Raw genomic sequence first — 24,807 nt, 5'->3', positions numbered from 1 at the left:
AAACCGCAGGGTCCCGACGAGCGTGACGTGTCCGAGTCGGAGCGGCTCCTCTTCGGCGGCCCGCTCCGCTACGACATGGGCTGGAACCAGCACCGGGACGCCTTTCTGGAGCTGAACTTCCGGGCCATGGTCACCCGACTGCCGTCCCTCCTGCGCACCAGCCTCCGGCTGGCCCGGCAGGCCGACCCGAAAGCCGCCCGGATCGTGCTGTCCGCCGAGATCGCCCGGGGCGTGGCGCAGGCGATCGGCCTGCTCGCGATGAACACCGTGCTGGGCCGGCTCATCACCGGCGGCCCGATCGAGGACCGGCTGCGCGGCGCCGCCCCCGCCCTGGCCGCCATGGCCGTCGTCCTCCTGGTCGGGGCGCTGCTGCGGGCCGCGTCGACGTATGCCACCGGGCGGCTCGAGCCCAAGGTGGAGCGGGTGGCGACCGAGCTGTATCTGGAGCGGGCGGCCGCCGTCGAACTCGCCGCGATCGAGGACCACGCCTTCCACAAGCTGCTGGACACCGCGCAGTACGGGGCCCGGTCCAGCCGATACATGATCAGTCACGGCACGCGCGTGGTGAACGCGATGATCTCGCTGGCCGCGTCGGCGGGCGTCCTCACCGTGCTGCACCCGCTCCTGCTGCCGCTGCTGGTGACGATGACGCTGCCGAGCGCCTGGAGCGCCCTGACCAACGCCCGGCGCCGCTACGAGTCCTTCCACACGTGGGTGCAGCACGCGCGCGCGGGTCACCTGATCGCCGGCCTCCTCACCGAGCCGGAGGCCGCGCCCGAGATACGCGTCCACGGCGTCGGCCCCTTCCTGCTGCGGCACTTCCGCGCGATGTCGGAGACGGCGGAGGCGGAGCAGGCCCGGCTGGCCCGGCTCGCGGCCCGCACCGGACTGTTCGCGGCGACCTGGACGGGCCTGGCGACGCTGGCGACCTACGCCACGCTGGGCGGGCTGCTGCTCACCGGGACGATGGCGCTGGCGGTGGCGGGCACGGCCGTGATCGCGATCCGCAGCGGCTCCGCGAGCCTGAACACCCTCGTCCTGGAGGTCAACCAGCTGCACGAGGAGGCCCTGTTCGTGGGCGACCTCCAGCGCCTCTACGTGGAGGCGGCCGAACGGGCGATCCCGGTGGGCGGCACGGCCCTGCCGGACGAGCCGCGCGAGATCCGCTTCGAGAACGTCACGTTCGGCTATCCGGGCGAGTCGACCCGTCCGGCCCTCGACGACATCAGCCTCTCGCTCCCCCTCGGCCGGATCATCGCGCTGGTCGGCGAGAACGGCTCCGGCAAGACGACTCTGGTGAAGCTGCTGGCGGGGCTGTACAAGCCGGACCGGGGGCGGATCCTGTGGGACGACGTGGACGCGGCGGACGCGGACCGGCACCAGCTGGCCGAGCGCATCGCGATGGTGGCGCAGGACTTCAAGCGGTGGCCGTTCACGGCCCGCGTCAACGTCGCGATCGGCCGTTCCGCCGCCCCGCTCACCGAGGAACGGCTGGCCACGTCGGTCGCGGAGGCGGGCGCCCAGGAGGTGGTCGAGGACCTGCCGCGGGGACTGGACACCCTGCTGGCCCGGCACTTCAGCGGCGGTCACGAGCTGTCCGGCGGCCAGTGGCAGCGCCTCGGCATCGCCCGGGCGGCGTACCGGCGCGGGCGCATCCTGATCGTGGACGAGCCGACGGCGGCCCTGGACGCCCGGGCCGAGCTGGAGGTCTTCGAGAAGATCCGCGCGCTGGCCGACAGCGGCCAGACGGTCGTGCTGATCACTCACCGGCTGGCGTCGGTCCGGCACGCGGATCTGGTGCACGTCCTGGATGAGGGCCGGCTGGTGGAGTCCGGGACCCCGGACGAGCTGCTGGCGGGCGGTGGCGTCTACGCCGAGCTGTACACGCTGCAGGCCGAGCAGTTCACGGCGCAGGTGCCGGTGCCCGCCCCGTCACAGGCGGGCTGACGGATCACCGCGCGGTGTCACCGCCCCGGACGACCACCAGGAAGGTGTCGCTGGCGAGGTCCATGACGACCTCGGCGGCCAGTCCCTCCCTACGTCGTGCCTGCGCGAACTCCTCCGCCGGCCACGAGCCCCGCGGCCCACCCGCGGGAAAGCGCTCGAGCACGGTCCGCCCGTTCACCATCTCGCACCTCCGTTCAGCGTCGTACTTGTAGGAGTTAACGCTCTGGGGATGGAGTAGGCCTCGACTGGTTGCGGGACTGAGACGTAGTTGACACGCGTTCAACGCCGAGTGTGAGAATCCGGTCACCTTACGAACATCTCGGACACGCTCCGTGTCAGAACTCGTACTCGTCGTGGTAACGGACCCGCGCACCGCTCGGTGGCCCCAGCGCCGTCAGGTCGAGATCGGCGGTACGGGAACGCCCCGGGGGCTCCGGGGGCCGGGGCTCCGGGGAGGGCGGCGGAGAAGGCGTCATCGCGTCGACGTACGACGGGGTCGTGCCCGCGAGTGAGCCGTGGCGCGCATCTTGTCCCGAACCTGTCGCCGGCCCCGGCGGGCGGGCACCCTGGCGCCACGACACTTCCTGGAGGGAGCCCCGCATGCTCCTCGGCACCTGGAACCTGGAGAACCTGTACCGGCCCGGAGGGCCGTCCGGCCCGAAGGACAAGGCCGCCTACGAGGCGAAGCTCGCCGCGCTCGCCGCCGTCGTCACCGCGCTCGACCCGGACGTGCTCGGCGTCCAGGAGGTCGGCGAGCCCGAGGCGCTGGCGGACCTGCTGGAGACGGTGGGCGGCACCTGGCACGCGGCGCTGTCCGCGCACCCCGACGGCCGGGGCATCCGGGTCGGCGTGATCAGCCGGACGCCCCTGGAGGTACTGGCCGACACGCGCGCGTACCCGGCGAGACTGCGCCCCGTGCAGGCGGACGACTCGGGGGCCACCTCGGACGGGTCCGGCCGTGGCTTCCTCGCGGTGGAGACGGTCACGCCGGCCGGGCCGCTGCGGGTGGCGGTGGCCCATCTGAAGTCGAAGCTGCTGTCGTACCCGGGTGATCGTTTCTTCCCGCGCGACGAGGGCGAACGAGCCCGCTACGGCGCCTACGCCCTCTACCGGCGGGCCGCCGAGGCGACGGCGCTGCGCGCCCTGGCCGACGATCTTTTGGCAGGCGACGGCCGCGAGCGGGACGTGGCGGTGCTGGGCGACCTGAACGACGAGGTCCAGGCGGCGACCACGCAGATCCTGCTCGGCCCGCCCGGCTCGGAGATCGGCACCCGCGGGTTCGAGACGCCCGACCAGGGCGACGCGGCCCGCCTGTGGGACGTGGCCCCGCTGATCCCCGCCGAGCGCCGCTACTCGCGGATCAACTCCGGTCGCCGCGAACTGATCGACCACGTACTGACGAGCCACCGCCTGGTCCACCGGCTGACGTCGGCTGGCACGGGCACGGACGCGGGAACGGGGTCCCGGGAGGAGCTGCGGCTCCCGTCGGTGGGGCTCGATCCGGCGGCACGCAGGAACGAACCGGGGTCGGACCACGCGCCGGTGTGGGTGCGGATCGACTGACGCGCGGGGCAGCGCTACCCGGCCACCGGCATCGGCAGATCCGGCACGGGCGTCCGCAGCCCCACCCGGTCCCGCCCCGCCGCGAGTTCGTCGAGGAGTTCGGCGAGCCGCTCCCGGTGCCGTGCGGTCAGCCGTCCGGTGTCGTCGAGGTGGACGGCGCAGGCGGTGGTCGTGTCGACGAGCCGTTCCAGGACGGCGGCGACCTCGTCCGTGCCCTCCGTGTGCCGGGCGAGGGCGGGCAGTTCGTGGGCGGCGAGGGCGATGGCGGTGCGGGCCTCGGCGAGCGCACGGTAGGCCTCGCGGCGCAGGGCCCAGCGGGCGGCGCGGTCCTCGGAGCCGTCGAGCACATGGGTGAGATAGGCGTCCGCGGCACGCACGGCGGCGGCGAGCCGGGCGCGCACCTGGCCGCCACGCCTCCCCGGCATCGGCAGATGCCCGACGATCAGGACGATCCCGCAGGCCAGCAGGGTTTCGACGATCCGGCCGGCGGAGGCCTGGGGCTCTCCGCCGACCATCACCAGCGACAGCACGAGGACGGTGACGACAGCCGTCTGGGCGGCGAAGTGCCGGGTGGACACGGGGATGAGCGCTCCGCACAGGGCGACCAGCGCCACCACCCCCTCCGGCCGGGGCAGCACGGCGGCGAAACCGGCGAAGAGCAGCGCCCCCAGCACGGTCCCCGCGGCCCGGCACAGCACCCGCGACACCAGGGGCCCGAGGTCGGGCTTGACCAGGAAGACGGCCGTGGCGGGCAGCCAGTACCAGTGGGTGTGCCGGCCGTACCACTGGGAGTGGTAGAGGGCCTGCGCGACGGCGGCACTGGCCCCGAAGGAGAGCGCGACCCGCAGCCCGTACTCGCGGCCGCCCGCGCCGAACCCGGTGCGCAGCAGGTAACGCACGCCGTGCCTGCGGGCGTGCAGGTCACCGCCGCCGCCCTGGTCGAAGGCGTCGGCGGCGTGCAGCAGGGCGTCGTCGAGGGCGCGCAGCGCGGGGGCGGACCGGGCGGGCGCGGGCAGCGGCCCGGTGTGGGTGTTCTCGCGGACGGCGGTGGCGAGCCGTCGGGGCCCGGCCGAGGCCCGTTCGGACAGCGGCTCCGCGGCCCAGGCGAGGGCGGTCGCGGCCTCGGCGAGGGGCAGGGCGGCGGCGTACTGGGCGTGCAGCCGCCGTTCGGAGGAGGAGCTGGCGTAACGCCGCAGCCGCGGTCCGGCAAGGGCGTCCTGGGCGTGGTCGAGGGCCGCGGTGAGCGCGGCGCGGCGGGCGGTGGCGTGCTCGGTCCCCGTCGCGTCGAGCAGGTCCGCGACGGCGTCGTACACCCGGGCCACCGCGTCCCGTTCACCGTCGAACCGGAAGTCGCCGGTCATCGCGCCGGGCGTGGGCAGGACGAGCCGCAGCGCGAGCAGCCACCCGGCCCCGGCGAGGAAGGCGAGGGCGCGCGCCCACCCGGGCTCCGCGACCGGCATCCCGGCCCCGATCGCCGAGGCGACGAGCAGCTGTGTGCCGCCGCCGGACGCGACCGGCCCGATGGCGCTCATCCCGCCGGCGAGAAGCCCGAGCCCGGTGAGGACGGCCGTCAGCGCGACGGCGCCGACGTGATCCCCGACGTAGGTCCCGACGAGCAGCCCTCCCGCGCCCACGAGGGCGGGCGCCCCGAGCCGCTTCACGGCGGTCCGCCTGCTGCCGGGCCGGTCGTTGATCCCGGCGAGCATCGCGGCGATGGCGGCGACCACCCCGAGAGAGGTCCGGCCGACGAGGACGGACACGAGCAGCAGCGGCCCGGCGGCCAGCGCCCCGCGCGTGACCGCGCTCCACGGGACGGGTCCGCGCTGGGCGCGCAGGGCATGGGCGAGCCAGGGCGGAAGGGCGGCGAGCGGACGGAATGCGCGAGCGGGAAGGTGCGGGCGCGGAGACACGGAGCTCCTGTCGGGGCGAGGGCGGGGGTGTGCCTTCGGGCGACGGTGGCCGGGGCTGGTCAGCTGTGAGCTGTGGTGTCCACGGTACGGGGCGGTCCTGCAGAGGTGGGGGCGGTTTCGTTTCGGCGAGGTGACGCCTGGCCCGAATCCCGCGTTCTTTATGAACGCAAGGCCGGAAACGGGAGCGGGGCCGGGGGCGTAGCCTGCCCCCGGCCCCTGTGGAGCCACCCATGTCGCACACCGGTGCACTTGAGGACCCAGGTCAGTCGTGATGTCGTCGCGTCCTGCCTTTGGACCACCGCGCATCGAGCTGCGCGGGCCGGACTTGAACCGGCAATTCGACGTCCGGGGGCCTGGGCCCGGTCGCTCCGGCGATCGGCGGCGAATGCTGAGTCTGGAGCAAGAGTCTGAGATTCATCGCGATCCGTCCCTGAATTGCTCGGCGGGTACGGTTCGCTCGTCACGACAAGCTTCAGGTTCAGCTTGCGCTCCTCGCGCACCCCGGTCACGAAGGACCGGGGAGTCTCGAAGGCTACCCGAACAGGTAGCCGAACACGGCGTCACCGACCCGCTGGTCGACGACGTCGGAGCCGTTCGCCTCCTCCCGGGCGAACTTCACCGCCTGCTGCACCTTCTCCAGGCGCGCCAGGAGTTCGTTGACCCGGCGGGCGGGCAGGGCTCCCGAGAACTTCACGGTCGTCCAGTAACCGACCGGCACGTCCTCGTAGTACACCTCGACCTGCGCCGGGTGCTTGTCGGTCGCCTCCGCCTTCACATGGTTGCGCGGCACCTTCTTGGTGCGCAGCGTCCGCACCGGCTCGGTCTTCCACGCGTCGGTGGACGGGTCCTGCGCCCAGGACTCGGAGGCGTCGAGCACGGGCAGCCTGCGCACGAAGGCGGTCAGGTCGACGAGCTGCTTCTCGAGGAACAGCAGGTAGGACACCGGTACCTCGGCGACGAGCACCCGGCCGTCGACCTTCACGTCGGCGCGGGCCGTGCAGTTGGCCCAGTCCTTCGTGGCGGTCACGTCGAACAGCCGGGTCAGCGTGGCCGCGGTCTCCCGCAGCACGTCCTCGGCCTTCACCTGCACCCGCGTCGACTCGGGCGGCAGCTGCTCGCCCTCCTCGTCCTTGGGCTGGTAGGTCCGCGAGATACCGGCCAGCAGCGCGGGCTTCTGGAGTCCGTGCTGGGCCGTGCTCAGGTCCTGGTGGGCCTTGGACTTGATGCCCTTCTCGACTGCGATGATCTGATTGAGTTTCGCCACGACGAGGACGGTAGCGGCTCCCGCACCATCACCCCAAAGGGTTATTGACCGAAGAGACGGCCGGCCCTTTCCAACGCCTCCTCCAGCTCGCCGGGATCGGACCCGCGAAGGTCCGCGACGATGCCGTCGACACCCCGCACGCCCCTCGGCCGCCTCCGCCCACTCGTGCTCGACGACGTCGAGATCCCGGTAGTGCACATCGACCCGCCGCCCCTCGATCGTCAGCCAAGCACCCCCGTTGAACACCCCACCACCCCAGCCGCCCACCTCCGACACCTCCCCCTCCCAGCCGAGCGCCCGCAGGCCGGCCGGCTCGAAGGAACCCCGGTAGTAGACGGCCAGGTCCCAGTCGCTGTCGGGCCGGTGGGTCCCCTGGGCACGGGAACCACCGAGGGCGACCGCGCGGACGTGCGGGAGACCGGCGAGGCGGAGAGTGACCTCGCCGAGAAAGTCCCGGTCGTCGCCGGAGGGCGAAGGGGAGCCGGAGGAAGCGGCGGAAATGGCGGAACTGGAGGAAATGGCGGAACTGGAGGAACTGGGCGCGGAGTTGGAGGAGGCGGAGCCGGGGGCGGAGCCGGGGCTGGGGGCATGAGCGGGTTCCGATCAGCAGTCCCACACGTTCTGGTGACGGTGGCGGGTCGGCGGGTGATCCAGCTCCTCGGCCGCGGAGAGCAGCCCGCCCGCCGGGGCGGCGCGGAGCCGGTTGCGGGCGGCCGAGCGGAACACGGTCAGCGCGGCACGCGCTCGGGACTCGTACGGGCCGTCGATCCGCGCGTTCAGGGACCGGGGAAACGTGGAGGAGCGGAACGCGCGCACCAGCGGAACGGGTACCGGCCGTCGCCGCTCGCGCCGCGCACGGGCCAGCTCCCGTTCGCTGTACCGCAGTTCACCGAGACGATGGCCGGTGCTCCAGCCCCGGCGCTGCGACGGCCGGTCATCGGGCCGGACGCGGTGCCGCGGCCGGACGTGATGGACGGTACGGGACATGGCAGACCTCCGGGGGCCCGCCGGAATCTCCGGCGAGGCATTAAGAAGTCCGCCGCCGTGAATCGGCCGAGGTGCTTGCTCCGCATGGGCAGCAGCGTGGCGAGTACGGCTCGGGGTTGTCCAACGGTTATCGGCCGCACGGCGATTGTCAGTGGGGCGCGCTTCAATGGGAGGTGTCGTGACAGAGCGTCACGACAGGAGTGCGGCGGGGGGAGCGGGCCTTGGTGAGGTACAGGGAGGACGGGCGGCAGTACGTGTCGCTGGCCGGACTGCGGATGCGGGGGTGGACGGGCCCGCTGGTGCTCCGGCTGCTCGGGCCGCCGGACCGGCTCGCCATCGATCCCCGCGCGCGGGCCGCGCCGCAGTTGCGCCTCTACCGCGTCGAGCGGGTCGAAGCGGCGGAGCGCAGCGAGGAGTTCCGGACAGAGCGCGCCCCACGGATACGCAGCCCCGAGGAGCCCCGGTGATCCACGCCCCCGCCGTCCCGGCAAGTCCCCGTGATCCACGGCCCGCCGCCCCGGCGAGCCCCCGAGGAGCCCGCGTGTTCCATGGCCCCGCCGTCCCGGCAAGTCCCCACGATCCTCGACCTCACCGCCCCGGCGAGCCCCCGTGATCCACGACTCGCCGCCCCGGCAAGTCCCCGAGGAGCCCGCGTGTTCCATGGCCCCGCCGCCCCGGCAAGTCCCCGTGATCCACGGCCCGCCGCCCCGGCGAGCCCCCGAGGAGCCCGCGTGTTCCATGGCCCCGCCGCCCCGGCAAGTCCCCACGATCCTCGACCTCACCGCCCCGGCGAGTCCCCGTGATCCACGACTCGCCGCCCCGGCAAGTCCCCGAGGAACCCGCGTGATCCATGGCCCCGCCGTCCCGGCAAGTCCCCACGATCCTCGACCTCACCGCCCCGGCGAGCCCCCGTGATCCACGGCCCGCCGTCCCGGGCACCCCGCCGCCCGGCTACCCGGTCCCCCACACCCTCCGCTTCGGCACCGGCTTCGCGAGACTGCCCGCCCGGCTGGTCGTCAGCCCCAGCCCGACCAGCCCTTCGGCCAGTTTCACCGCCGCGCCCACCCCGTCGACGACCGGAAGGCCCAGCTTGTCCCCCACCATCCGCTCCAGTCCCGTCATCCCGGCACACCCCAGGACCAGCACCTCGGCCCCCGCCGCCCGGACCCGCTCGGCGGCCGCCAGAAAGGCCGCCTCGGTGCGGTCGCGGTCGCCCAGATCGAGGACGCCGAGCCCGGTGCCCACGACGGCGGCACAGTTGCGGCCCACCCCGGCCAGCTCCAGGCTGTCCTCGATCTGGCCGCAGGACCGCTCCAGCGTGGTCACGACCCCGTACCGGCGCCCCAGCAGACACGCCAGATGCGCCGCGGCCTCGGTGATGTCGACGACGGGCACGTCCACCAGCTCCCGTACGCCCTCCCGCCCGTGCTCACCGAAGCCGGCCATGACGACGGCGTCGTAGGGCGCCCCGTCGTAGGTCCGCAGCGCGTCCATGACCGCCGCGGCGGAGAGAAAGCTGTCGAGCCAGCCCTCCGCCGACTCGGGCCCCCAGGCGGGGGTCAGTCCGGTCACGGTGGTGCCCGGGCCTGCCGCGGCCCGGGCACCTCGCACGATCTCCTCGGTCATCTCCTGCGTGGTGTTGCAGTTGGTGACGACGATCCGTACGTTCCGCACGCTCCTCAGACCTCCATGGGCTTCTCGGCGACGACCGCGGACCCGGCGGCCCGCTCGACTCGGCACAGCAGCACGTACAGCCCGGCCCCCAGGGCCGTCCCGATGAACCAGGAGTACGGCGCCACATCGCTGAAGGTCTTCACCAGCGCGAGCACCGCCGCGACCGCCGCCGAGGGAAGGAACGCCCACAGCGCCTTCGGGTTGACGCCCCTGCGGTAGTAGTAGCGGGAGCCGGGGGTCGCGTCGAACAGCTCGTTCACGTCGACCCGACCGCGCTTGACCCAGTAGTAGTCGACCATGATCACGCCGAACAGCGGACCGAGGAAGGCGCCGAGGCCGCCGAGGAAGTAGTTGACGACCGTGGGGTTGGAGAACAGGTTCCACGGGGTGACCACGAGCGCCGCCACCGTGCTGATCATGCCGCCCACCTTGAAGGTGATCTTCTGTGGCCAGACGTTGGCGAGGTCGTACGCCGGCGACACGAAGTTGGCGACGATGTTGACGCCCATGGTGGCGATGGCGAAGGTCAGTGCGCCCAGGACGAGCACCCAGGTGTTGCCGACCTTCGCGACCAGCTCCGCCGGGTCGGTGATGGCCTCGCCGAACACCTCCAGCGAGCCGGCGGTGACGATCACGGAGACGACCACGAAGGCCGTCGAGTTGAGCGGCAGCCCCCAGAAGTTGCCGCGGCGGACCGTCCGGTAGTCGGGCGCGAAGCGGGAGAAGTCACAGAAGTTCAGCATCAGCGTGCCGTAGGTGGCGAGGATCAGGCCGATCGCGCCGAACCACTGCCGCCACTGCTCCCCCACGGAGACCGGGTGCGGGGTGGAGGTGAGCGAGATGGTCCAGCCCGCCTTGGACAGCACCCACACCGCCAGCGCGATCATCACCAGCCAGATCGCCGGGCCGCAGAAGTCCTGGAACTTGCGCACGGACTCCATGCCCTGGCTGATGATCATCGCCTGGACCAGCCAGAGGGACACGAAGGACAGCCAGCCCAGCGCGTCGAGGCCCAGGAAGGAGTTGTGCGTCCAGGACTCCAGACCCGGCCAGGCCGCCAGCAGCATCACATTGACGGCGACGGAAGCGAGGTAGGTCTGGATGCCGTACCACATGATGGCGATCACGGCCCGGATGAGGGCCGGGATGTTGGCGCCCCAGACGCCGAAGCTGATGCGGCTGACCACCGGGAAGGGCACGCCGTGGCGCTGGCCGATCTTGCCCATCCAGTTCATGCCGACGTAGATGATCACGAAGCCGACGAGGAGGGACGTGAAGATCTGCCACACGTTCATCCCGAGGACCAGCAGTCCGGCGGCGAAGGTGTAGTTGCCGAGGTTGTGGACGTCCGACATCCACATGGCGAAGAGGTCGAAGACCTTCCAGTTCCGCTTCTCGGCGGGTGCGAGGTCTTCGTTGGTGAGCCGGGGATCGGGGACGAACACCGGTGTGCCGGTGGCTTCGGCGCTGTCGGCGAGGGACACGGGGCCTCCCTGGGCGAGGGGACGGAGGAGGACTACTGGCCGGACCGTTTGGTATACCAAACTGCTGACATGGTCCCGTCGTCAAGCGTTCTGACCGATGTCCGTCCCGTTACGGCTCCGTAAAAGCCCCCTCGCATCGGCGAGGATGGGCCCATGACGAAGATCGAACCCCTCGGAGCGGTGCGCGAGCGCGTCCTGGGGTCCCTGCGGCAGGAGATCATCGCCGGCAGGCTCCGTCCCGGAGACCGGCTCGTCGAGCGCGAGCTGGCCGACCGGTTCGGCGTCTCCAGGGTCCCGGTCCGAGAGGCCATCCGGGCACTCGTCGCCGAGGGCTTCGTCCTGTTCGAGACCCCGCGCCGGACGGTCGTACGGCCACTGAGCCCCACCGACGTGAAGGAACTCTTCGAGCTGCGCGAGGCGTTGGAGGTGTACGCGGCCGGACTGGCCGCCGCCCGGGCCACCCCGGAGGACCTCGCGGAACTACGCGAACTCCTGACGAACGCGGCGAGCGCCACCGACGCCGGGGACGCCGAGGCGATCACCGACATCAACACCCGCTTCCACGACCGGCTCCTCGCCATGGCCGGCAACACCCTGTTGATCTCGGTCATGGAACCGGTCGCCGGCCGCCTGCAATGGCTCACCCGACGCAACGAGGAATGGCCCCAACTCCTCACCGAACACCAGGACCTGTACGACGCCATCGCCTCCGGCGACCCGGCCCGCGCCCGCGCCCACGCCCTCAACCACGTACAGGCCAACTACCGCTCCACCGTCCGGCACCTGTTCGGGGAAACCAACCATCCCCAGACACCGCCCACCGCCGATCATGCTCCGCCTAGAATCCCCTGATCCTTCGGACAGCTGCCCGAAGGCGCGCGCACAGCGAACGGGACGGGGAGAACGACCATGGTGAGCAGACGCGGACTGCTGAGCGGAGCCGCACTCGTGGGGGCGGGAGCGGTGACCGGCGTACTCGGCGCCGCCGGAAGCGCGACCGCCGACGCCCCACTGGACACGCCGTTCACACCGGTCGCCGCACCCCATCTCGCCCAGGCCGAGCAGATGGTGCAGTACCAGCGCCTCCTGGCGGCCGGCTACCTGCCCACCGGCCTCACCGGACACTGGCCGCTGGACGGCTCAGGCGCCGACCGCTCCGGCCACGACCACCCCGTGACCCTCGGCACCGGCGCGAGCTGGACCACCCTGCGGGCCGGCGGCGAACTGACCCTCGACGCGGCCTACGCCGCCACGGCCTCCGCGCTCGACACCACGGCCCCGTTCACCGTCTCCGCCTGGGTACGCCTCGCGGACGACGCCACCCTGACCAACATGTACACGGCAGTCAGCCAGGACGGCACCGGCTGCAGCCGCTTCCTGCTCCAGTACGACGACACCGCCGGCGCCTGGGCGTTCAAGGTGCGCGCCGAGGACCAGAGCGCCAAGATCTCCGCCCTCGCCACCACCGCCCCCGTGCCGGGCCAGTGGACCCACCTGACCGGAGTGTGGGACGGCACCAAGGTCCACCTGTACGTCAACGGCGTACCGGAAGGCACCGCCGACGCCACCCTGTCCTGGGCCGCCACCCAGGGCTTCAACATAGGCCGGGCCCGCTGGAACGGCGCCTACGTGAACCACTTCAAGGGCTCCGTCGACGAGGTGCGCGCCTACGGCCGCGCCCTGAACGCCGACGAGATCTCTCTGATCAGCGGCCGCACGGCCCGCCTCAACAACGTCTACCTGATCGGCTCCCCGTCGACCGTCACCTGGGGCACACCCGACGACCTGCCGAGCTGGATCGCCCGGGCCCGCTGCTCGTCCTTCCTCACCTGGGTGCTCAAACACACCTACGGATGGGCCACCGACGCCTACTTCACCCAGTACTTCCAGGACCGCATCCCCGAGGCCGCCGACTACCGCCAGGCCTTCGCGAACGGCACCGCGGGCCCCCGCTTCCAGCAGATCCGCAAGGTCGCCGACCTCCGGCCCGGCGATCTGATCGCGGTGGACTACGACGGCCAGGTCGAGGACAACACCGGCCACATCGTCATGGTCCGCGAGATCAAGGGCGTCTTCAGCGGGGTCGCCGACTTCACCGGCGAGACCCAGTACGCCGTCGAGGTCATCGACTGCACGGCCGAGCCGCACGGCGTGTACGCCCTGACCAACTACCCCACATATCCCGACACCCGCATGGTCGGCCTCCTCGCGGAGGAGCAGTTCGAGGGCGTCGGCATCGGCCACATGATGTTCTACGCCGCCGGCACCACCGGCGAGTTCTCCCGCTACCGCTGGAGCGTCAACACCGCCCGCGACAAGGCCTACCCCGTCGCGTCACGGCCGGTCACCGCGGCACGCATCGTCTGACCGGAGCTCACGACAGCCCCGCCGCCCCCGCGGCCGTACGCAGCACATCGCGCAGCATCCCGGGGGTGAGCCGGCCGGTGAAGGTGTTGCGCTGACTGACGTGGAAGCAGCCGAAGACATCGAGGCCATCGGCGCCGCCCGGGCCGTCGAGCGTCACGCGGGTGCCGTGCCCGAAGGCGGGACGCGGCCGGGGCACCGTCCAGCCCGCCTCGGCGAACGCGGGCAACGCGGCCTGCCAACCGAAGGCGCCGAGCACGACGACCGCGCGCAACGTCGGCCGCAGCAGCCTCAGCTCCTGCACGAGCCAGGGGCGGCAGGTGTCCCGCTCCCCCGGGGTGGGCTTGTTGGCGGGCGGCGCACAGTGCACGGGCGACGTGATCCGCACGCCGTACAGCTCCAGCCCGTCGTCGACGGACACGGCGGTGGGCTGCGACGCCAGCCCCACGTCGTACAACGCCTGGTACAGCACATCGCCGGAACGGTCCCCGGTGAACATCCGCCCCGTACGGTTCCCGCCGTGCGCGGCCGGGGCCAGCCCGACGATCAGCAGCCGGGCGTCCGACGGTCCGAAGCCGGGTACGGGCCGACCCCAGTACGTCCAGTCCGCGAAGGCCGCCCGCTTGGTACGGGCCACCTCCTCACGCCAGTCCACCAACCGAGGACACGCCCGACAGCCCCCGACCCGCCGGTCGAGCACGGCCAGGGCGGAGGCGGAGGCTGCGGAGTCGGGGGCGGAATCGGAGGGGGCCTTGGAGGCGTCCATGTCTCCACGGTAAGACCGCACCGGAGCGATCCGAGCCGACTGGGCCCGGAGGAGTGAGGGGCTGGAGCTGGGGCCCCCTCCCCCCTCCCCCCGCCCCCCCCTTCTCCAGCCCGCCCGACTCGTCACGCTTCTCGTCACGCCCCTCGCCGCGCCAACCGCAGCAGCTCCGTGTTCGACTCCCGTCGCTTCCAGGCTATGAGCGCCAGCGGTACGAGCAGGATGAGCGGCGTCGCCGCGTTCTGGCCGTCGAAGACGACGACCTGGACGACGAACGCGCCCACCATCAGCGCACCCAGTGCCACCGCCGCCACGGACTGGAGCACCGGTACGAGCAGGGCGACCGCGCCGGCGAGTTCCAGGGCACCGATGGTGTACATGCCCGCGCTGCCCCAGCCCATCTCGTCGAAGGCGTCGGCGGCCGACGGGTACGCGATCAGCTTCGGCAGCGCGCTGGCGATCCCGTAGAAGAGCGCGAGGAGCACCTGCAAGCCTCGCAGGGCGATCCGGGCGCGGCGGCTTCGGGCGATCGCGGAGGCGGACCGGGAAGCGGCTGCGGAAGTGGTGACGGTGAGGGGAGCCGTGGTCTCGGACATGAGGGTCTCCTGCGGTGAGCGGTCCGTTGTGCTGTCAGGGAGGTAGACCGACCTCCCTCAGCGAACTCATCGCACCCTGCCGGGCTTTCTCGAAACCACCGCCCTTGCCGCCCTGGCCGTCCCTGCCCCCTGGCCATCCCTCCCGCCCCCGCCCCGCACCTTTCCGTCTTCTCCGGTCCTACCGCCGTCCCTTCCCTCTCCACTCCGTCCTCTACTCCGCCCTCTCTACTCCGTCCTCTACTCCGTCACGGGCACCGCCTTCACCCATATCCGGTCCTCCGTCAGATAGCGCTCCACTCTCAGACCCGCCTCGGCCAGGGCCTCCTCGAACTGATCCTTGGTCAGCGGTCGGGAGCGGAACGTCTGGGTCCACGCGGCGTCCGGGAAGTCGTACTCCGCGCGTACGGACTGGACGCCGTTCCCGACGGGCTCGGTCGAGACGATCCGGATCGTGAAGCCGCTCGGGTCGACGCGCTCGCGCGGCACGTTCGAGTGGTAGTCCTCTCCTTCCCGTTGGATGAGCAGGCAGCCGCCCTTCGTTATGTGCCGTGCGCAGGCCCGGAGCATCCTTCGCCGTAACTCGACGTCACTGTTGTGCACGAGGAACGACGCGAGCATCACCACGTCGAACGTCTCGCCCAGGGCGAGATCCTCGATGGGGCTGCATAGCGTGCGGGCCCCGCGGACGCGCTCCAGCATCTCGGCGGACTCGTCCACCGCCGTGACCGTGAACCCGCGCTCGAGCAGGGCGTGGGTCACTCGCCCGACTCCGCTGCCCAGCTCGAGGATGTGCGCGCCCGGGGGCACCGCCTCGGCGATGACTTCCGGCTCGTTCCCCACCGGCAGGCGGGAGTAGAGCTCGACCGCGCAGCCGTCCGGGGTGATCGCACCGGGACCGGTTCCGTTGTGTCCGTCTCGCATTTCCAGCTTCATGCCCGTTCAACGGCCCGTCCCCGTAAGGCCGTTCCCCATCTTCGTCGGTTCACCCGTTCGAGGGATGACCCCTCTGTTCGAGGTGCGCCGGGGGCGAGGACACCGGCCCCCTGGAGAACGTCGGGACCAGGGAGTACGTTGCAAGGAGGAGCGGTGATCGGGATGCGTACGGGCAGTGAGCCGGTGACAGCGCGCAGTGCGCTGCGGATGCGTCTGTGGCTGACCCTGTGGGGCCTGGCCTGGGCGATCTTCGGAACGGCCGCGTTCGCTGTCGTGGGGCGTCCGGGGTGGGCGGCCGCGTGCGGGGTGCTGTGGCTGGTGGTCACGGTCGATCTGACGATGATCCTCAGGCATCGGCGACAGGGTCCCCACTATCAGCCGGGCCGCGACGTCCCGCCGTACCGGCCGCCCGAGCACCGCCTCCCTTGAGGCCCGGAGGCCCGGAGGCCCGGAGGCCTGGAGGCCCGGAGGCCCGGAGGCCGGGGGCCCAGGGGCCGGCCGTTCTCAGCTCTCGAAGCGTGCCGCTTTGAGGTACTGCGGGTTCGGGTCCAGTGCCGCGGCCAGCCGGAAGTGGCGCTTGGCCTGGTCGCTCCGGCCCTGCCGCTCATAGGTGCGGCCGAGCGCGAAGTGCGCGAAGGCGTTGTCCGGCTCGCGCTCCAGGACGATGGTGAACTCCAGCTCGGCGGGCCGCAGTTGGGCGGCGGCGAAGAAGGCACGCGCGCGCAGCAGCCGGGCGGCGGTGTTCTCGGGGTGCGCGGCGATGACTCCGTCGAGCAACTTCACCGCGCCCCGCGGGTCCCGTGCGGCGAGCAGATGCTCCGCGGCACGGAAGTCGATGACATGTGTCTCCGGAGTACGTCCGGTCGAACCGCTGGTATCGGGCACGGAAAAATCCTTCCCTTGCTCAATGGGTTCAACGCGCGGAGCGAGGGCCGCTATTCCGGAGCGGTCCCGTGCGGCGCTTGGGCTCTGCGCGTGAGATCGGCCCATACGTCCTTCACCCGCCGGTGGAGTTCCGCGAGCGGTACGTCGTTGTCGATCACGATGTCGGCGATCTCGCGGCGTTCGTCGCGGGTCGCCTGCGCGGCCATCCGCGCGCGGGCGTCCTTCTGCGTCATGCCGCGGAACCGGACGAGCCGGTCGAGCTGGGTCTCGGGGGTCACGTCGACGACGACCACGACGTCGTAGAGGGAGCCGAGGGCGTTCTCGGTGAGGAGGGGGACGTCGTGGACGACGACGGCGTCCTCGGGGGCGGCCGCCTCGAGTTCGCGGGAGCGGGCGCCGACCAGGGGATGCACGATCGAGTTGAGGAGCGCCAGTTTCTCGGGGTCTGCGAAGACGACCGAGCCCAGGCGGGGGCGGTCGAGGCTGCCGTCCGGGGCGAGGATGTCCGTGCCGAAGGCGTCCACGACCGCCGCGAGTCCGGGGGTGCCCGGTGCGACGACCTCGCGTGCGATGCGGTCCGCGTCGATCAGTACGGCCCCGCACTCGACGAGCAGCCGTGACACCTCGCTCTTGCCGGCGCCGATCCCGCCGGTCAGGCCCACTGTCAGCATGAGCGGAAGCTTAGGGCCTGTCGGTGACGATGCACCCGACAGGCCCCTGTGTGCTGCCCCTTCGGCCGGCGCAGCCGCATTGCTCAGCTGGAACGTTCGGTCGGGAGGGCTCGGCTTGAACGCTCGGCGGAGCGTTCAGCCTTCGCCCTCGCGCTCGGCGAGGAACCGCTCGAACTCCTGCCCGATCTCGTCCGCCGACGGGATGTCGACGGGCTCGGCGAGCATGTTTCCGCGGGTCTCGGCGCCGGCGGCGGCGTCGTACTGGTGTTCCAGGCCCTGGACGAGGGAGGTGAGTTCCTCGTCGCCCTCCTGGATCTGCCGGTCGATCTCGGTCTGGGTCCGGTGGGCGTCCGTGCGCAGGGCGTGCGCGATGCCCGGCAGGACCAGGCCGGTGGCTGCCGTGATCGCTTCCAGGACGGTCAGGGCCGCGTCCGGGTATGCGGAGCGGGCGATGTAGTGCGGGACGTGTGCGGCGACGCCCAGGATGTCGTGTCCGGCTTCCATGAGGCGGTACTCGACGAGCGCCTCGGCGCTGCCGGGGACCTGGGCCTCGTCGAAGGGGCTGCGGTGGCCCGGCATGAGGTCCGTGCGGTTGCCGTGCGGGGTGAGGCCCACGGGGCGGGTGTGCGGGACTCCCATGGGGATGCCGTGGAAGTTCACCGAGAGGCGGACGCCGAGCCGCTCCACGATCTGCTTGACGGCGACGGCGAAGCGTTCCCATTCCACGTCCGGTTCGGGTCCGGACAGGAGCAGGAAGGGTGCACCGGTGGTGTCCTGTACCAGCCGCACCTCGATGGTCGGCTCCTCGTACTCGGTCCACCGGTCGCGCTTGAAGGTCAGCAGCGGGCGGCGGGCGCGGTAGTCGACCAGCCGGTCGTGGTCGAAGCGGGCGACGACTTGGTGGGGCAGCGAGTCGAGGAGCCGGTCGACGATCTGGTCACCGGTCTCGCCCGCGTCGATGTATCCGTCGAAGTGGTAGAGCATGACAAGTCCGGCCGACTCCTGGGCCAGCGCCATGTCGACGACTGCCAGGCCCTTCGGCTCCCATGCGTACAAACCCTGCGGATCAAGCACTTGGACCGCTCCCCTCGTGTTCCTCTGGTCCAACGCGCGCCGGACCGTGGGCATTCCCGGTCCACGCGCCTTGATCGAATGACTCCGGCCGGCTTCTCACGGGTGGTGGGAGGAGCGGGTGAGGGGAGCGAGTGAGGCCGGGTCGAGGGCGCGCGCGAGGGTGGTCACGGGGTGAACGGCGATCCCGCGTCCGGGCAGCACCGAGGGCCCGCACCTCGAAAGGTGCGGGCCCTCGACACACTGCTAAACCTCAGCGGCTGGGGTTACCCCGCCGGGGGAGTTCAGCTCTGGCCGCCGGCCAGCTTCTCGCGCAGAGCGGCGAGCGCCTCGTCCGAGGCCAGCGCGCCGGACGTGTCGGCACCCTCGGAGGAGTAGGAGCCACCGCCACTGCCACCGGACGCGGCCGGAGCCGCACCCGCGGCGTCGCCACCCTCGGCAGCGGCCTTCTCGTCCGCCTCGCGGGACTTGATGACCTGAGCCTGGTGCTGCTCGAAGCGCGTCTGCGCCTCGGCGTACTGGTTCTCCCAGACCTCACGCTGCGACTCGAAGCCCTCGAGCCAGTCGTTGGTCTCGGGGTCGAAGCCCTCGGGGTAGATGTAGTTGCCCTGGTCGTCGTACGACGCGGCCATGCCGTACAGGGTCGGGTCGAACTCGACCGAGGCCGGGTCGGCACCGAAGGACTCGTTGGCCTGCTTCAGCGAGAGGCTGATGCGGCGGCGCTCGAGGTCGATGTCGATGACCTTGACGAAGATCTCGTCGTTGACCTGGACGACCTGCTCCGGGATCTCCACGTGGCGCTCGGCCAGCTCGGAGATGTGGACCAGACCCTCGATGCCCTCGTCGACGCGCACGAACGCACCGAACGGAACGAGCTTCGTGACCTTACCGGGAACAACCTGCCCGATCTGGTGCGTGCGGGCGAACTGCTGCCACGGGTCTTCCTGGGTCGCCTTCAGCGACAGGGAGACACGCTCGCGGTCCATGTCGACGTCGAGGACCTCGACGGTGACTTCCTGGCCGACCTCGACAACCTCGGAGGGGTGGTCGATGTGCTTCCAGGAAAGCTCGGAGACGTGAACCAGACCGTCGACGCCACCCAGGTCCACGAACGCACCGAAGTTGACGATCGAGGAAACGACGCCGGAGCGGACCTGACCCTTCTGGAGGGTCGTGAGGAACGTCTGGCGGACCTCGGACTGGGTCTGCTCGAGCCAGGCACGGCGGGACAGGACCACGTTGTTGCGGTTCTTGTCCAGCTCGATGATCTTGGCCTCGAGCTCCTTGCCCACGTACGGCTGGAGGTCGCGGACGCGGCGCATCTCGACGAGGGACGCCGGGAGGAAGCCACGGAGGCCGATGTCGAGGATGAGACCACCCTTGACGACCTCGATGACGGTACCGGTGACGATCCCGTCTTCTTCCTTGATCTTCTCGATGGTGCCCCAGGCACGCTCGTACTGGGCGCGCTTCTTCGAGAGGATCAGGCGGCCTTCCTTGTCCTCCTTCTGGAGAACAAGGGCCTCGATCTCGTCACCGACGGCGACGACCTCGTTGGGGTCGACGTCGTGCTTGATGGAGAGCTCGCGGCTCGGGATAACGCCTTCGGTCTTGTAACCGATGTCGAGCAGGACCTCGTCCCGGTCGACCTTCACGATGACGCCGTCGACGATGTCGCCGTCGTTGAAGTACTTGATCGTCTCGTCGATCGCGGCGAGGAAGGCTTCCTCGTTACCGATGTCGTTGACCGCTACCTGCGGCGTGGTAGAGGTGGTCTCGGTGCTGCTCGTCATGTGGGAAAGGGCTCCGGTACGGACAGTGAGTCGTAGGTACTGCTACGCCGGGAGCCCGTGATCGCTCTGAAGAAGCCGGACAGCTTAGGAAGCACCTCACCGGATGACCGGTGATGGCACCTCGAGAACCGAGGGGACAACAACAGATGCGAGCGCAGCCTGCTACGTCTGAGGTGCGCAGGCCCGCAGCGCAACTTGTAGCATACGGGGGCAGCCGGGCGGGGTCAATGCGCGAAGGCGCACACCCGGGGCGGATCGCCGCATACCCGGCACACAACCTTTCTCCTGAGGTCACGCAGGCCGCAGGAAGCCTCACCGGTGACACCTCGGGTGACACCGACGGGCGGGTTGCACGGAAGAGTACGACGAGGGAGCCGATCATCCAAGAGCCTGAATCGTCCGAGCCGGCCTTCGAGCCGGAAGCCACCCGACGTGACGCCGACGTCACCGAGAGCTCCCGGGCCAACCGGGGCTGGTGGGACCGCAACGCGGACGAATACCAGATCGAGCACGGCACCTTCCTCGGCGACGACCGGTTCGTATGGAGTCCCGAGGGTCTGGACGAGGTGGAGGCGGAGCTGCTCGGCCCGCCGGAGGAGCTGAAGGGCAAGTCGGTCCTGGAGATCGGCGCCGGCGCGGCGCAGTGCGCGCGCTGGCTGACCGCGCAGGGCGCGCGTCCGGTCGCCCTGGACCTCTCGCACCGCCAGCTCCAGCACGCGCTGCGCATCGGCGGCTCGTTCCCGCTGGTGTGCGCCGACGCGGGCGCGCTGCCCTTCGCGGACGGCTCCTTCGACCTGGCCTGCTCGGCGTACGGGGCGCTGCCCTTCGTGGCCGACCCGGTGCTGGTCCTGAAGGAGGTGCGGCGGGTGCTGCGGCCCGGGGGCCGTTTCGTGTTCTCGGTGACCCACCCGATCCGCTGGGCGTTCCCGGACGAGCCGGGCCCGGAGGGGCTGACCGTGTCCTCGTCCTATTTCGACCGCACTCCTTATGTCGAGCAGGACGACCAGGGCCGGGCGGTGTACGTGGAGCACCACCGGACGCTGGGCGACCGGGTCCGCGACATCGTGGCGGGCGGTTTCCGGCTGGTGGATCTGGTCGAGCCGGAGTGGCCGGCCTGGAACTCCTCGGAGTGGGGCGGCTGGTCCCCGCTGCGCGGGAACCTGATCCCGGGTACGGCCGTCTTCGTCTGCGAGCGGGACTAGCCGCCTCCCGCTCGCTCCGTCCCTCCTCCTCCTCTCCCACCCCGCACACGCACGCGCGCGTGCGGGGTGGTTTTCGCGGGCGTACGACACTGGGGGCGTGATCCCCCGTTACGACGCCCTGGACGCGCTGCCCGTGCGGGCCGCCCTGCCCGCCCTGAACGACGCCCTGGACGGGCACGGCACGGCCGTGCTCGCCGCGCCACCGGGCACGGGCAAGACGACGCTGGTGCCGCTCGCGCTGGCCGGGCTGCTGGGCGAGGGGCCGGCGCGCCGGGTGCTCGTGGCCGAGCCGCGGCGGATCGCGGCGCGGGCGGCGGCCCGGCGGATGGCGTGGCTGCTGGGTGAGCGGCCCGGGGAGAGCGTGGGTCACACCGTGCGCGGGGAGCGGGTCGTCGGGCGGCACACGCGCGTGGAGGTCGTCACGACCGGTGTGCTGCTCCAGCGTCTCCAGCGCGACCAGGAGCTGTCGGGCGTCGATGTGGTGGTGCTGGACGAGTGCCATGAGCGGCATCTCGACGCGGACACCTCGGCCGCCTTCCTGTGGGACGTGCGCGAGACGCTGCGGCCCGAGCTGCGGCTGGTGGCGGCCTCGGCGACGACGGACACGGCGGGCTGGTCGCGGCTGCTGGGCGGGGCACCGGTGGTGGAGGCGCAGGGTTCCGTCTTCGGTGTCGAGGTGGTCTGGGCGCCCCCGGCGCGTCCCGTGCGGCCGCCGCACGGGATGCGGGTGGATCCGGCGTTGCTGGCGCACGTGGCGTCGGTGGTGCGGCGGGCGCTGGCCGAGCGGTCGGGGGACGTGTTGTGCTTCCTGCCGGGTGTCGGGGAGATCGCGCGGGTCGCGGGGCTCCTCGGTGCGCCGGCCGGGGTGGATGTGCTCCAGGTGCACGGGCGGGCGCCGGCTGCCGTGCAGGACGCGGTGCTGGCTCCCGGGGAGCGGCGCCGGGTGGTCCTGGCGACCTCCGTGGCGGAGTCCTCGCTGACGGTGCCGGGGGTGCGGGTGGTCGTCGACTCGGGACTGGCGCGGGAGCCGCGGGTGGACCACGCGCGCGGGCTGAGCGCGCTCGCGACGGTGCGGGCCTCGCAGGCGGCGGGCCGGCAGCGGGCGGGGCGGGCCGGGCGGGAGGCGCCGGGTGCGGTGTACCGGTGCTGGGCGGAGGCGGAGGATGCCCGTCTGCCGTCGTTCCCGGCCCCGGAGATCAAGGTGGCCGACCTGACGGCGTTCGCCCTTCAGGCGGCGTGCTGGGGGGATCCTGACGCTTCCGGGCTGGCGTTGCTGGATCCGCCGCCGGGTGGGGCGATGGCGGCGGCGAGGTCTCTGCTGACGGCGATCGGGGCGGTGGACTCCGCCGGCCGGGCCACCGAGCGGGGGTTGCGGCTGGCCCGGCTGGGGCTGCACCCCCGGTTGGGCCGGGCTCTGCTGGACGGGGCCGCGTCGGTGGGGGTGGAGCGGGCCGTCGAGGTGGTCGCTCTGCTCAGTGAGGAGGCGCCGCGGGAGTACGGCGACGACCTGGCGGCTGCTCTGCGGTCGGCGCGGCGTGGGGGTGACGCCTATGGCGCGCGGTGGCGGGCGGAGGTGCGCCGGCTGCGGGCCGTCGCCGAGGGCTCGACGCCGGCCGGGCCCGCCGCCGGAGGGAACACCACCCGAGGAAGCAGCACCCGAGGAAGCAGCACCCGAGGAAGCAGCAGCACAGGAAACGGCGGCGCAGGAATCGGCGGCGGGGAGGCTGCCGGTTCGGACGCGCTCGCCGGGCTCGTCGTCGCCCTCGCCTTCCCGGAGCGGCTCGCCAGGGCGGACGGCGGTTCCTATCTCATGGTCTCCGGCACCCGGGCCGAGGTCCGCGAGGGCACCGATCTGCGGGGGGCTCCCTGGCTCGCCGTCGCCGTGGCCGACCGGCCGGTGGGGAAGGGGCACGCGCGCGTGCAGCTCGCCGCGGTCGTGGACGAGGAGGTCGCCCGGTTCGCGGCCGGCGCGCTGCTCGACGAGCGGGACGAGGTCCACTGGTCCGACGGGGATGTCGTGGCGCGGCGGGTGGAGCGGCTGGGGGCCGTGGAGCTGGCGGTGCGTCCGTTGCGGAACGCCGACGCCGGGCTCGTACGCGGTGCGCTGGTCGAGGGGCTGGAGAAGGACGGGCTGCGGCTGCTGCGGTGGTCGCCCGAGGCGGAGGTCCTGCGGCAGCGGCTGGCGTTCCTGCGATGGCATCGGGGAGAGCCGTGGCCCGACGTCTCCGACGCGTCGCTGCACGCGCGGGTGGAGGAGTGGCTGGAGCCCGAGCTGAGCCGGGCCAGGCGGCGGAGCGATCTCGGGCGGATCGGTGCCGGGGAGGCGCTCGGACGGCTGCTGCCCTGGGCCTCCGGCGAGGCGGCGCGGCTGGAGGAGCTGGCGCCGGAGCGGATCACCGTGCCGAGCGGGTCCAGGATCCGGATCGACTATGCCGACCCGGAGCGGCCGGTCCTCGCGGTGAAGTTGCAGGAGATGTTCGGGCTCCAGGAGTCGCCGCGGGTAGCGGGGGTGCCGTTGCTGGTGCATCTGCTGTCGCCCGCGGGGCGGCCCGCGGCCGTCACCGCCGACCTCGCCTCCTTCTGGAAGGACGGCTACAAGGGGGTGCGGGCGGAGTTGCGCGGCCGGTATCCGAAGCATCCCTGGCCCGAGGATCCGGCCGGCGCCGAGCCGACCCGGTTCACCAACGCGCGGCTCAGGCGGTGACGGGCCGCGGTGCGGCGGGTTCGGCGGCGGTGGGTCCGTCCGGGCGGCGGGAGCGGGCCTCCAGGTAGAGGGAGAGGCACATCAGCAGGACGCCGAGCAGGAGGAAGCCCCAGGGCAGGTAGGCGGTCAGCAGCAGGACCAGGGTGCGGTTGGCCTTGATCACGGACACGGTGTGCTCGATGTAGTCCTCGCGCATCTTCACGTGCCCGGCGAAGGCGGTGACCGTCGCGCGGCCGCCGAGCAGGGTGCCGCCGCGGAGTTCCTCCTGGTGGATCTCCTCGCCGTAGACGGGCGCGCCGGTAACGGGTTCGACCCAGAACTTGCGGACCGTGGTGTACCAGCGGGTGGTGCCGGTCTTGGCGACGGTCTCGGGGGTGATGCCCGCGACCGGCATCGTCCTGGGCATGGCGACCTTGGTCCAGGGGACGGTCTGCTCGAAGTAGTAGACCTCCAGGCCGCGGAAGGTCCGGGTGCCCTGGTAGTGGATGGGGGCCGTGGTGCGGGTCTGCGCGTCGAAGTACTCGTAGTCCCGTTTCTCCGTCAGGAACGGCCACTTGAACTCGATGCCCTCCCGGCGTACCGGGTCGCCGTCGACCATTTCGCCGGTGGCGTGCACGGGCTCCTGGGTGTGGGCGTCGAAGATGTAGCGCTCGGGGACCTTGGAGACCATCTTGCCGTCGGGTCCCTGGACGTAGGACAGGCCGTCCCAGACGACGACGTCCCGGCCGGCCGTCTTCTCGATCTTCTCGGAGGCCTCCACGTCGCCCTTGAGGGTCTGCACGATGGTGACCTTGGGGACGGTGCGGGCGGTCATGCTGCCGTAGTCGAGGAGGGTGGCGTTCTTGGCCTCCAGGACCATGGTCTGGTATTCGTCCGCCGGGATCTTGGCCAGGCGCGGGTAGGCGTACCAGCGCAGCAGGGGGGACAGCGCCGCGAAGAACACGGCGAGGGCGAGCAGGATCAGGCTTGCCTTGCGGCGCATCTCGGCCTCCTTCG

Annotated in this window: 23 protein-coding genes and 1 pseudogene; 8 read left to right on the top strand and 16 right to left on the bottom strand. The window is 71.8% G+C overall.

The genetic code is table 11. From position 1 onward, the window contains the following. The first annotated feature begins 75 nt into the window (after positions 1–75). Positions 76–1,947 carry an ABC transporter ATP-binding protein gene (locus tag OG933_RS32330; protein ID WP_405633578.1) on the top strand — a complete coding sequence of 624 codons (1,872 nt, stop codon included), beginning with the start codon at positions 76–78 and terminating at the stop codon, positions 1,945–1,947. A gap of 4 nt (positions 1,948–1,951) precedes the next feature. Here OG933_RS32330 and OG933_RS32325 read toward each other — a convergent pair whose 3' ends face one another. Further along, the gene (locus tag OG933_RS32325) at positions 1,952–2,128 is read right to left on the bottom strand and encodes a hypothetical protein (RefSeq protein WP_405630363.1); all 177 of its coding nucleotides are present in this window, start codon (positions 2,126–2,128) and stop codon (positions 1,952–1,954) included. Between the two features lie 154 nt (positions 2,129–2,282). After that, a complete protein-coding gene (locus OG933_RS32320) occupies positions 2,283–2,423 on the bottom strand; it encodes a hypothetical protein (protein ID WP_405630360.1) in 141 nt (46 codons plus the stop codon). Between the two features lie 124 nt (positions 2,424–2,547). Here OG933_RS32320 and OG933_RS32315 point away from each other — a divergent pair, with 124 nt between their 5' ends. After that, positions 2,548–3,510 carry an endonuclease/exonuclease/phosphatase family protein gene (locus OG933_RS32315; protein ID WP_362520413.1) on the top strand — a complete coding sequence of 321 codons (963 nt, stop codon included), beginning with the start codon at positions 2,548–2,550 and terminating at the stop codon, positions 3,508–3,510. A gap of 14 nt (positions 3,511–3,524) precedes the next feature. Here OG933_RS32315 and OG933_RS32310 read toward each other — a convergent pair whose 3' ends face one another. The 4 genes and pseudogenes from OG933_RS32310 to OG933_RS32295 all read right to left on the bottom strand — a co-directional run bounded on the left by OG933_RS32310 (position 3,525) and on the right by OG933_RS32295 (position 7,671). After that, positions 3,525–5,420 (bottom strand): FUSC family protein, encoded by a 1,896-nt coding sequence (locus OG933_RS32310; protein WP_405630357.1) that lies wholly within the window; start codon positions 5,418–5,420, stop codon positions 3,525–3,527. A gap of 532 nt (positions 5,421–5,952) precedes the next feature. After that, positions 5,953–6,684, bottom strand: a complete 732-nt coding sequence (locus OG933_RS32305; RefSeq protein WP_054242961.1) for a hypothetical protein — start codon at positions 6,682–6,684, stop codon at positions 5,953–5,955. A gap of 138 nt (positions 6,685–6,822) precedes the next feature. Further along, a pseudogene (locus tag OG933_RS32300) lies at positions 6,823–7,185 on the bottom strand (nucleotidyltransferase domain-containing protein); the annotation flags it as partial. A gap of 102 nt (positions 7,186–7,287) precedes the next feature. Then, on the bottom strand, positions 7,288–7,671 hold the full coding sequence (locus tag OG933_RS32295) for a hypothetical protein (protein ID WP_362520405.1): 384 nt from the start codon (positions 7,669–7,671) through the stop codon (positions 7,288–7,290). 221 nt (positions 7,672–7,892) lie between these two features. Here OG933_RS32295 and OG933_RS32290 point away from each other — a divergent pair, with 221 nt between their 5' ends. Then, positions 7,893–8,138 carry a hypothetical protein gene (locus tag OG933_RS32290; RefSeq protein WP_405630355.1) on the top strand — a complete coding sequence of 82 codons (246 nt, stop codon included), beginning with the start codon at positions 7,893–7,895 and terminating at the stop codon, positions 8,136–8,138. A 484-nt stretch (positions 8,139–8,622) separates the two neighbouring features. Here OG933_RS32290 and OG933_RS32285 read toward each other — a convergent pair whose 3' ends face one another. Together OG933_RS32285 and OG933_RS32280 are read right to left on the bottom strand one after the other, a co-directional pair. Then, entirely contained in the window at positions 8,623–9,345 is a 723-nt protein-coding gene (locus OG933_RS32285; protein ID WP_405630354.1) for an aspartate/glutamate racemase family protein, read from the bottom strand. A gap of 5 nt (positions 9,346–9,350) precedes the next feature. Continuing rightward, entirely contained in the window at positions 9,351–10,829 is a 1,479-nt protein-coding gene (locus OG933_RS32280; RefSeq protein ID WP_405630353.1) for an NCS1 family nucleobase:cation symporter-1, read from the bottom strand. Between the two features lie 153 nt (positions 10,830–10,982). Between OG933_RS32280 and OG933_RS32275 the strand changes: the two genes are divergently transcribed. Both OG933_RS32275 and OG933_RS32270 read left to right on the top strand, forming a co-directional pair. After that, positions 10,983–11,681 carry a GntR family transcriptional regulator gene (locus tag OG933_RS32275; protein ID WP_405630351.1) on the top strand — a complete coding sequence of 233 codons (699 nt, stop codon included), beginning with the start codon at positions 10,983–10,985 and terminating at the stop codon, positions 11,679–11,681. Positions 11,682–11,738: 57 nt separating this feature from the next. Then, on the top strand, positions 11,739–13,196 hold the full coding sequence (locus tag OG933_RS32270; protein WP_362520391.1) for a LamG domain-containing protein: 1,458 nt from the start codon (positions 11,739–11,741) through the stop codon (positions 13,194–13,196). Positions 13,197–13,203: 7 nt separating this feature from the next. Here OG933_RS32270 and OG933_RS32265 read toward each other — a convergent pair whose 3' ends face one another. The 3 genes from OG933_RS32265 to OG933_RS32255 form a co-directional block, all read right to left on the bottom strand. Beyond that, positions 13,204–13,959, bottom strand: coding sequence for a uracil-DNA glycosylase (locus OG933_RS32265; protein ID WP_405630348.1), 756 nt, complete (start codon positions 13,957–13,959; stop codon positions 13,204–13,206). 134 nt (positions 13,960–14,093) lie between these two features. Beyond that, positions 14,094–14,552, bottom strand: coding sequence for a DoxX family protein (locus OG933_RS32260; RefSeq protein ID WP_405630346.1), 459 nt, complete (start codon positions 14,550–14,552; stop codon positions 14,094–14,096). 237 nt (positions 14,553–14,789) lie between these two features. Next, the gene (locus OG933_RS32255; protein WP_405630344.1) at positions 14,790–15,473 is read right to left on the bottom strand and encodes a class I SAM-dependent methyltransferase; all 684 of its coding nucleotides are present in this window, start codon (positions 15,471–15,473) and stop codon (positions 14,790–14,792) included. Positions 15,474–15,647: 174 nt separating this feature from the next. On the opposite strand from OG933_RS32255, the gene OG933_RS32250 reads away from it, so the two are divergent. Further along, on the top strand, positions 15,648–15,914 hold the full coding sequence (locus OG933_RS32250; RefSeq protein WP_362520383.1) for a DUF6343 family protein: 267 nt from the start codon (positions 15,648–15,650) through the stop codon (positions 15,912–15,914). A 75-nt stretch (positions 15,915–15,989) separates the two neighbouring features. Here the strand turns inward: OG933_RS32250 and OG933_RS32245 are convergent, their stop codons facing one another. From OG933_RS32245 to rpsA, 4 genes are all read right to left on the bottom strand, one after another. Further along, positions 15,990–16,370: a M48 family metallopeptidase gene (locus OG933_RS32245; protein WP_020131845.1), complete on the bottom strand. Its 381-nt coding sequence runs from the start codon at positions 16,368–16,370 to the stop codon at positions 15,990–15,992. Positions 16,371–16,420: 50 nt separating this feature from the next. Then, positions 16,421–17,041 carry a dephospho-CoA kinase gene (coaE, locus tag OG933_RS32240; RefSeq protein WP_362520380.1) on the bottom strand — a complete coding sequence of 207 codons (621 nt, stop codon included), beginning with the start codon at positions 17,039–17,041 and terminating at the stop codon, positions 16,421–16,423. Positions 17,042–17,176: 135 nt separating this feature from the next. After that, a complete protein-coding gene (locus OG933_RS32235; RefSeq protein ID WP_171396632.1) occupies positions 17,177–18,115 on the bottom strand; it encodes a PAC2 family protein in 939 nt (312 codons plus the stop codon). A gap of 281 nt (positions 18,116–18,396) precedes the next feature. Further along, a complete protein-coding gene (gene rpsA, locus OG933_RS32230; protein ID WP_020131842.1) occupies positions 18,397–19,905 on the bottom strand; it encodes a 30S ribosomal protein S1 in 1,509 nt (502 codons plus the stop codon). A gap of 227 nt (positions 19,906–20,132) precedes the next feature. Here rpsA and OG933_RS32225 point away from each other — a divergent pair, with 227 nt between their 5' ends. Continuing rightward, positions 20,133–21,107, top strand: coding sequence for a class I SAM-dependent methyltransferase (locus tag OG933_RS32225; RefSeq protein ID WP_362570271.1), 975 nt, complete (start codon positions 20,133–20,135; stop codon positions 21,105–21,107). 100 nt (positions 21,108–21,207) lie between these two features. Next, positions 21,208–23,811: an ATP-dependent helicase HrpB gene (hrpB, locus tag OG933_RS32220; protein WP_405633577.1), complete on the top strand. Its 2,604-nt coding sequence runs from the start codon at positions 21,208–21,210 to the stop codon at positions 23,809–23,811. Here the strand turns inward: hrpB and OG933_RS32215 are convergent. Beyond that, on the bottom strand, positions 23,801–24,793 hold the full coding sequence (locus OG933_RS32215; protein ID WP_405630341.1) for a DUF3068 domain-containing protein: 993 nt from the start codon (positions 24,791–24,793) through the stop codon (positions 23,801–23,803). The two genes, hrpB and OG933_RS32215, sit on opposite strands and share 11 nt — an antisense overlap. Between the last annotated feature and the right edge of the window lie 14 nt (positions 24,794–24,807).

This window comes from Streptomyces sp. NBC_00016 (assembly GCF_045040885.1).
Taxonomy (GTDB): domain Bacteria; phylum Actinomycetota; class Actinomycetes; order Streptomycetales; family Streptomycetaceae; genus Streptomyces; species Streptomyces coriariae.
The sequence above is the reverse complement of the archived record's forward strand: the minus strand, read 5'-3'. Positions and strand labels throughout refer to the sequence as shown.

Bases quoted from the DNA above. Each gene is read 5' to 3' on its own strand.
- OG933_RS32330 (WP_405633578.1), top strand. From the start codon at position 76: ATGGGCTGGAACCAGCACCGGGACGCCTTTCTGGAGCTGAACTTCCGG.
- OG933_RS32325 (WP_405630363.1), bottom strand. From the start codon at position 2,128: ATGGTGAACGGGCGGACCGTGCTCGAGCGCTTTCCCGCGGGTGGGCCG.
- OG933_RS32320 (WP_405630360.1), bottom strand. From the start codon at position 2,423: ATGACGCCTTCTCCGCCGCCCTCCCCGGAGCCCCGGCCCCCGGAGCCC.
- OG933_RS32315 (WP_362520413.1), top strand. From the start codon at position 2,548: ATGCTCCTCGGCACCTGGAACCTGGAGAACCTGTACCGGCCCGGAGGG.
- OG933_RS32295 (WP_362520405.1), bottom strand. From the start codon at position 7,671: ATGTCCCGTACCGTCCATCACGTCCGGCCGCGGCACCGCGTCCGGCCC.
- OG933_RS32275 (WP_405630351.1), top strand. From the start codon at position 10,983: ATGACGAAGATCGAACCCCTCGGAGCGGTGCGCGAGCGCGTCCTGGGG.
- OG933_RS32270 (WP_362520391.1), top strand. From the start codon at position 11,739: ATGGTGAGCAGACGCGGACTGCTGAGCGGAGCCGCACTCGTGGGGGCG.
- OG933_RS32265 (WP_405630348.1), bottom strand. From the start codon at position 13,959: ATGGACGCCTCCAAGGCCCCCTCCGATTCCGCCCCCGACTCCGCAGCC.
- OG933_RS32260 (WP_405630346.1), bottom strand. From the start codon at position 14,552: ATGTCCGAGACCACGGCTCCCCTCACCGTCACCACTTCCGCAGCCGCT.
- OG933_RS32255 (WP_405630344.1), bottom strand. From the start codon at position 15,473: ATGCGAGACGGACACAACGGAACCGGTCCCGGTGCGATCACCCCGGAC.
- OG933_RS32250 (WP_362520383.1), top strand. From the start codon at position 15,648: ATGCGTACGGGCAGTGAGCCGGTGACAGCGCGCAGTGCGCTGCGGATG.
- coaE (WP_362520380.1), bottom strand. From the start codon at position 17,041: ATGCTGACAGTGGGCCTGACCGGCGGGATCGGCGCCGGCAAGAGCGAG.
- rpsA (WP_020131842.1), bottom strand. From the start codon at position 19,905: ATGACGAGCAGCACCGAGACCACCTCTACCACGCCGCAGGTAGCGGTC.
- OG933_RS32225 (WP_362570271.1), top strand. From the start codon at position 20,133: ATGCGCGAAGGCGCACACCCGGGGCGGATCGCCGCATACCCGGCACAC.
- OG933_RS32215 (WP_405630341.1), bottom strand. From the start codon at position 24,793: ATGCGCCGCAAGGCAAGCCTGATCCTGCTCGCCCTCGCCGTGTTCTTC.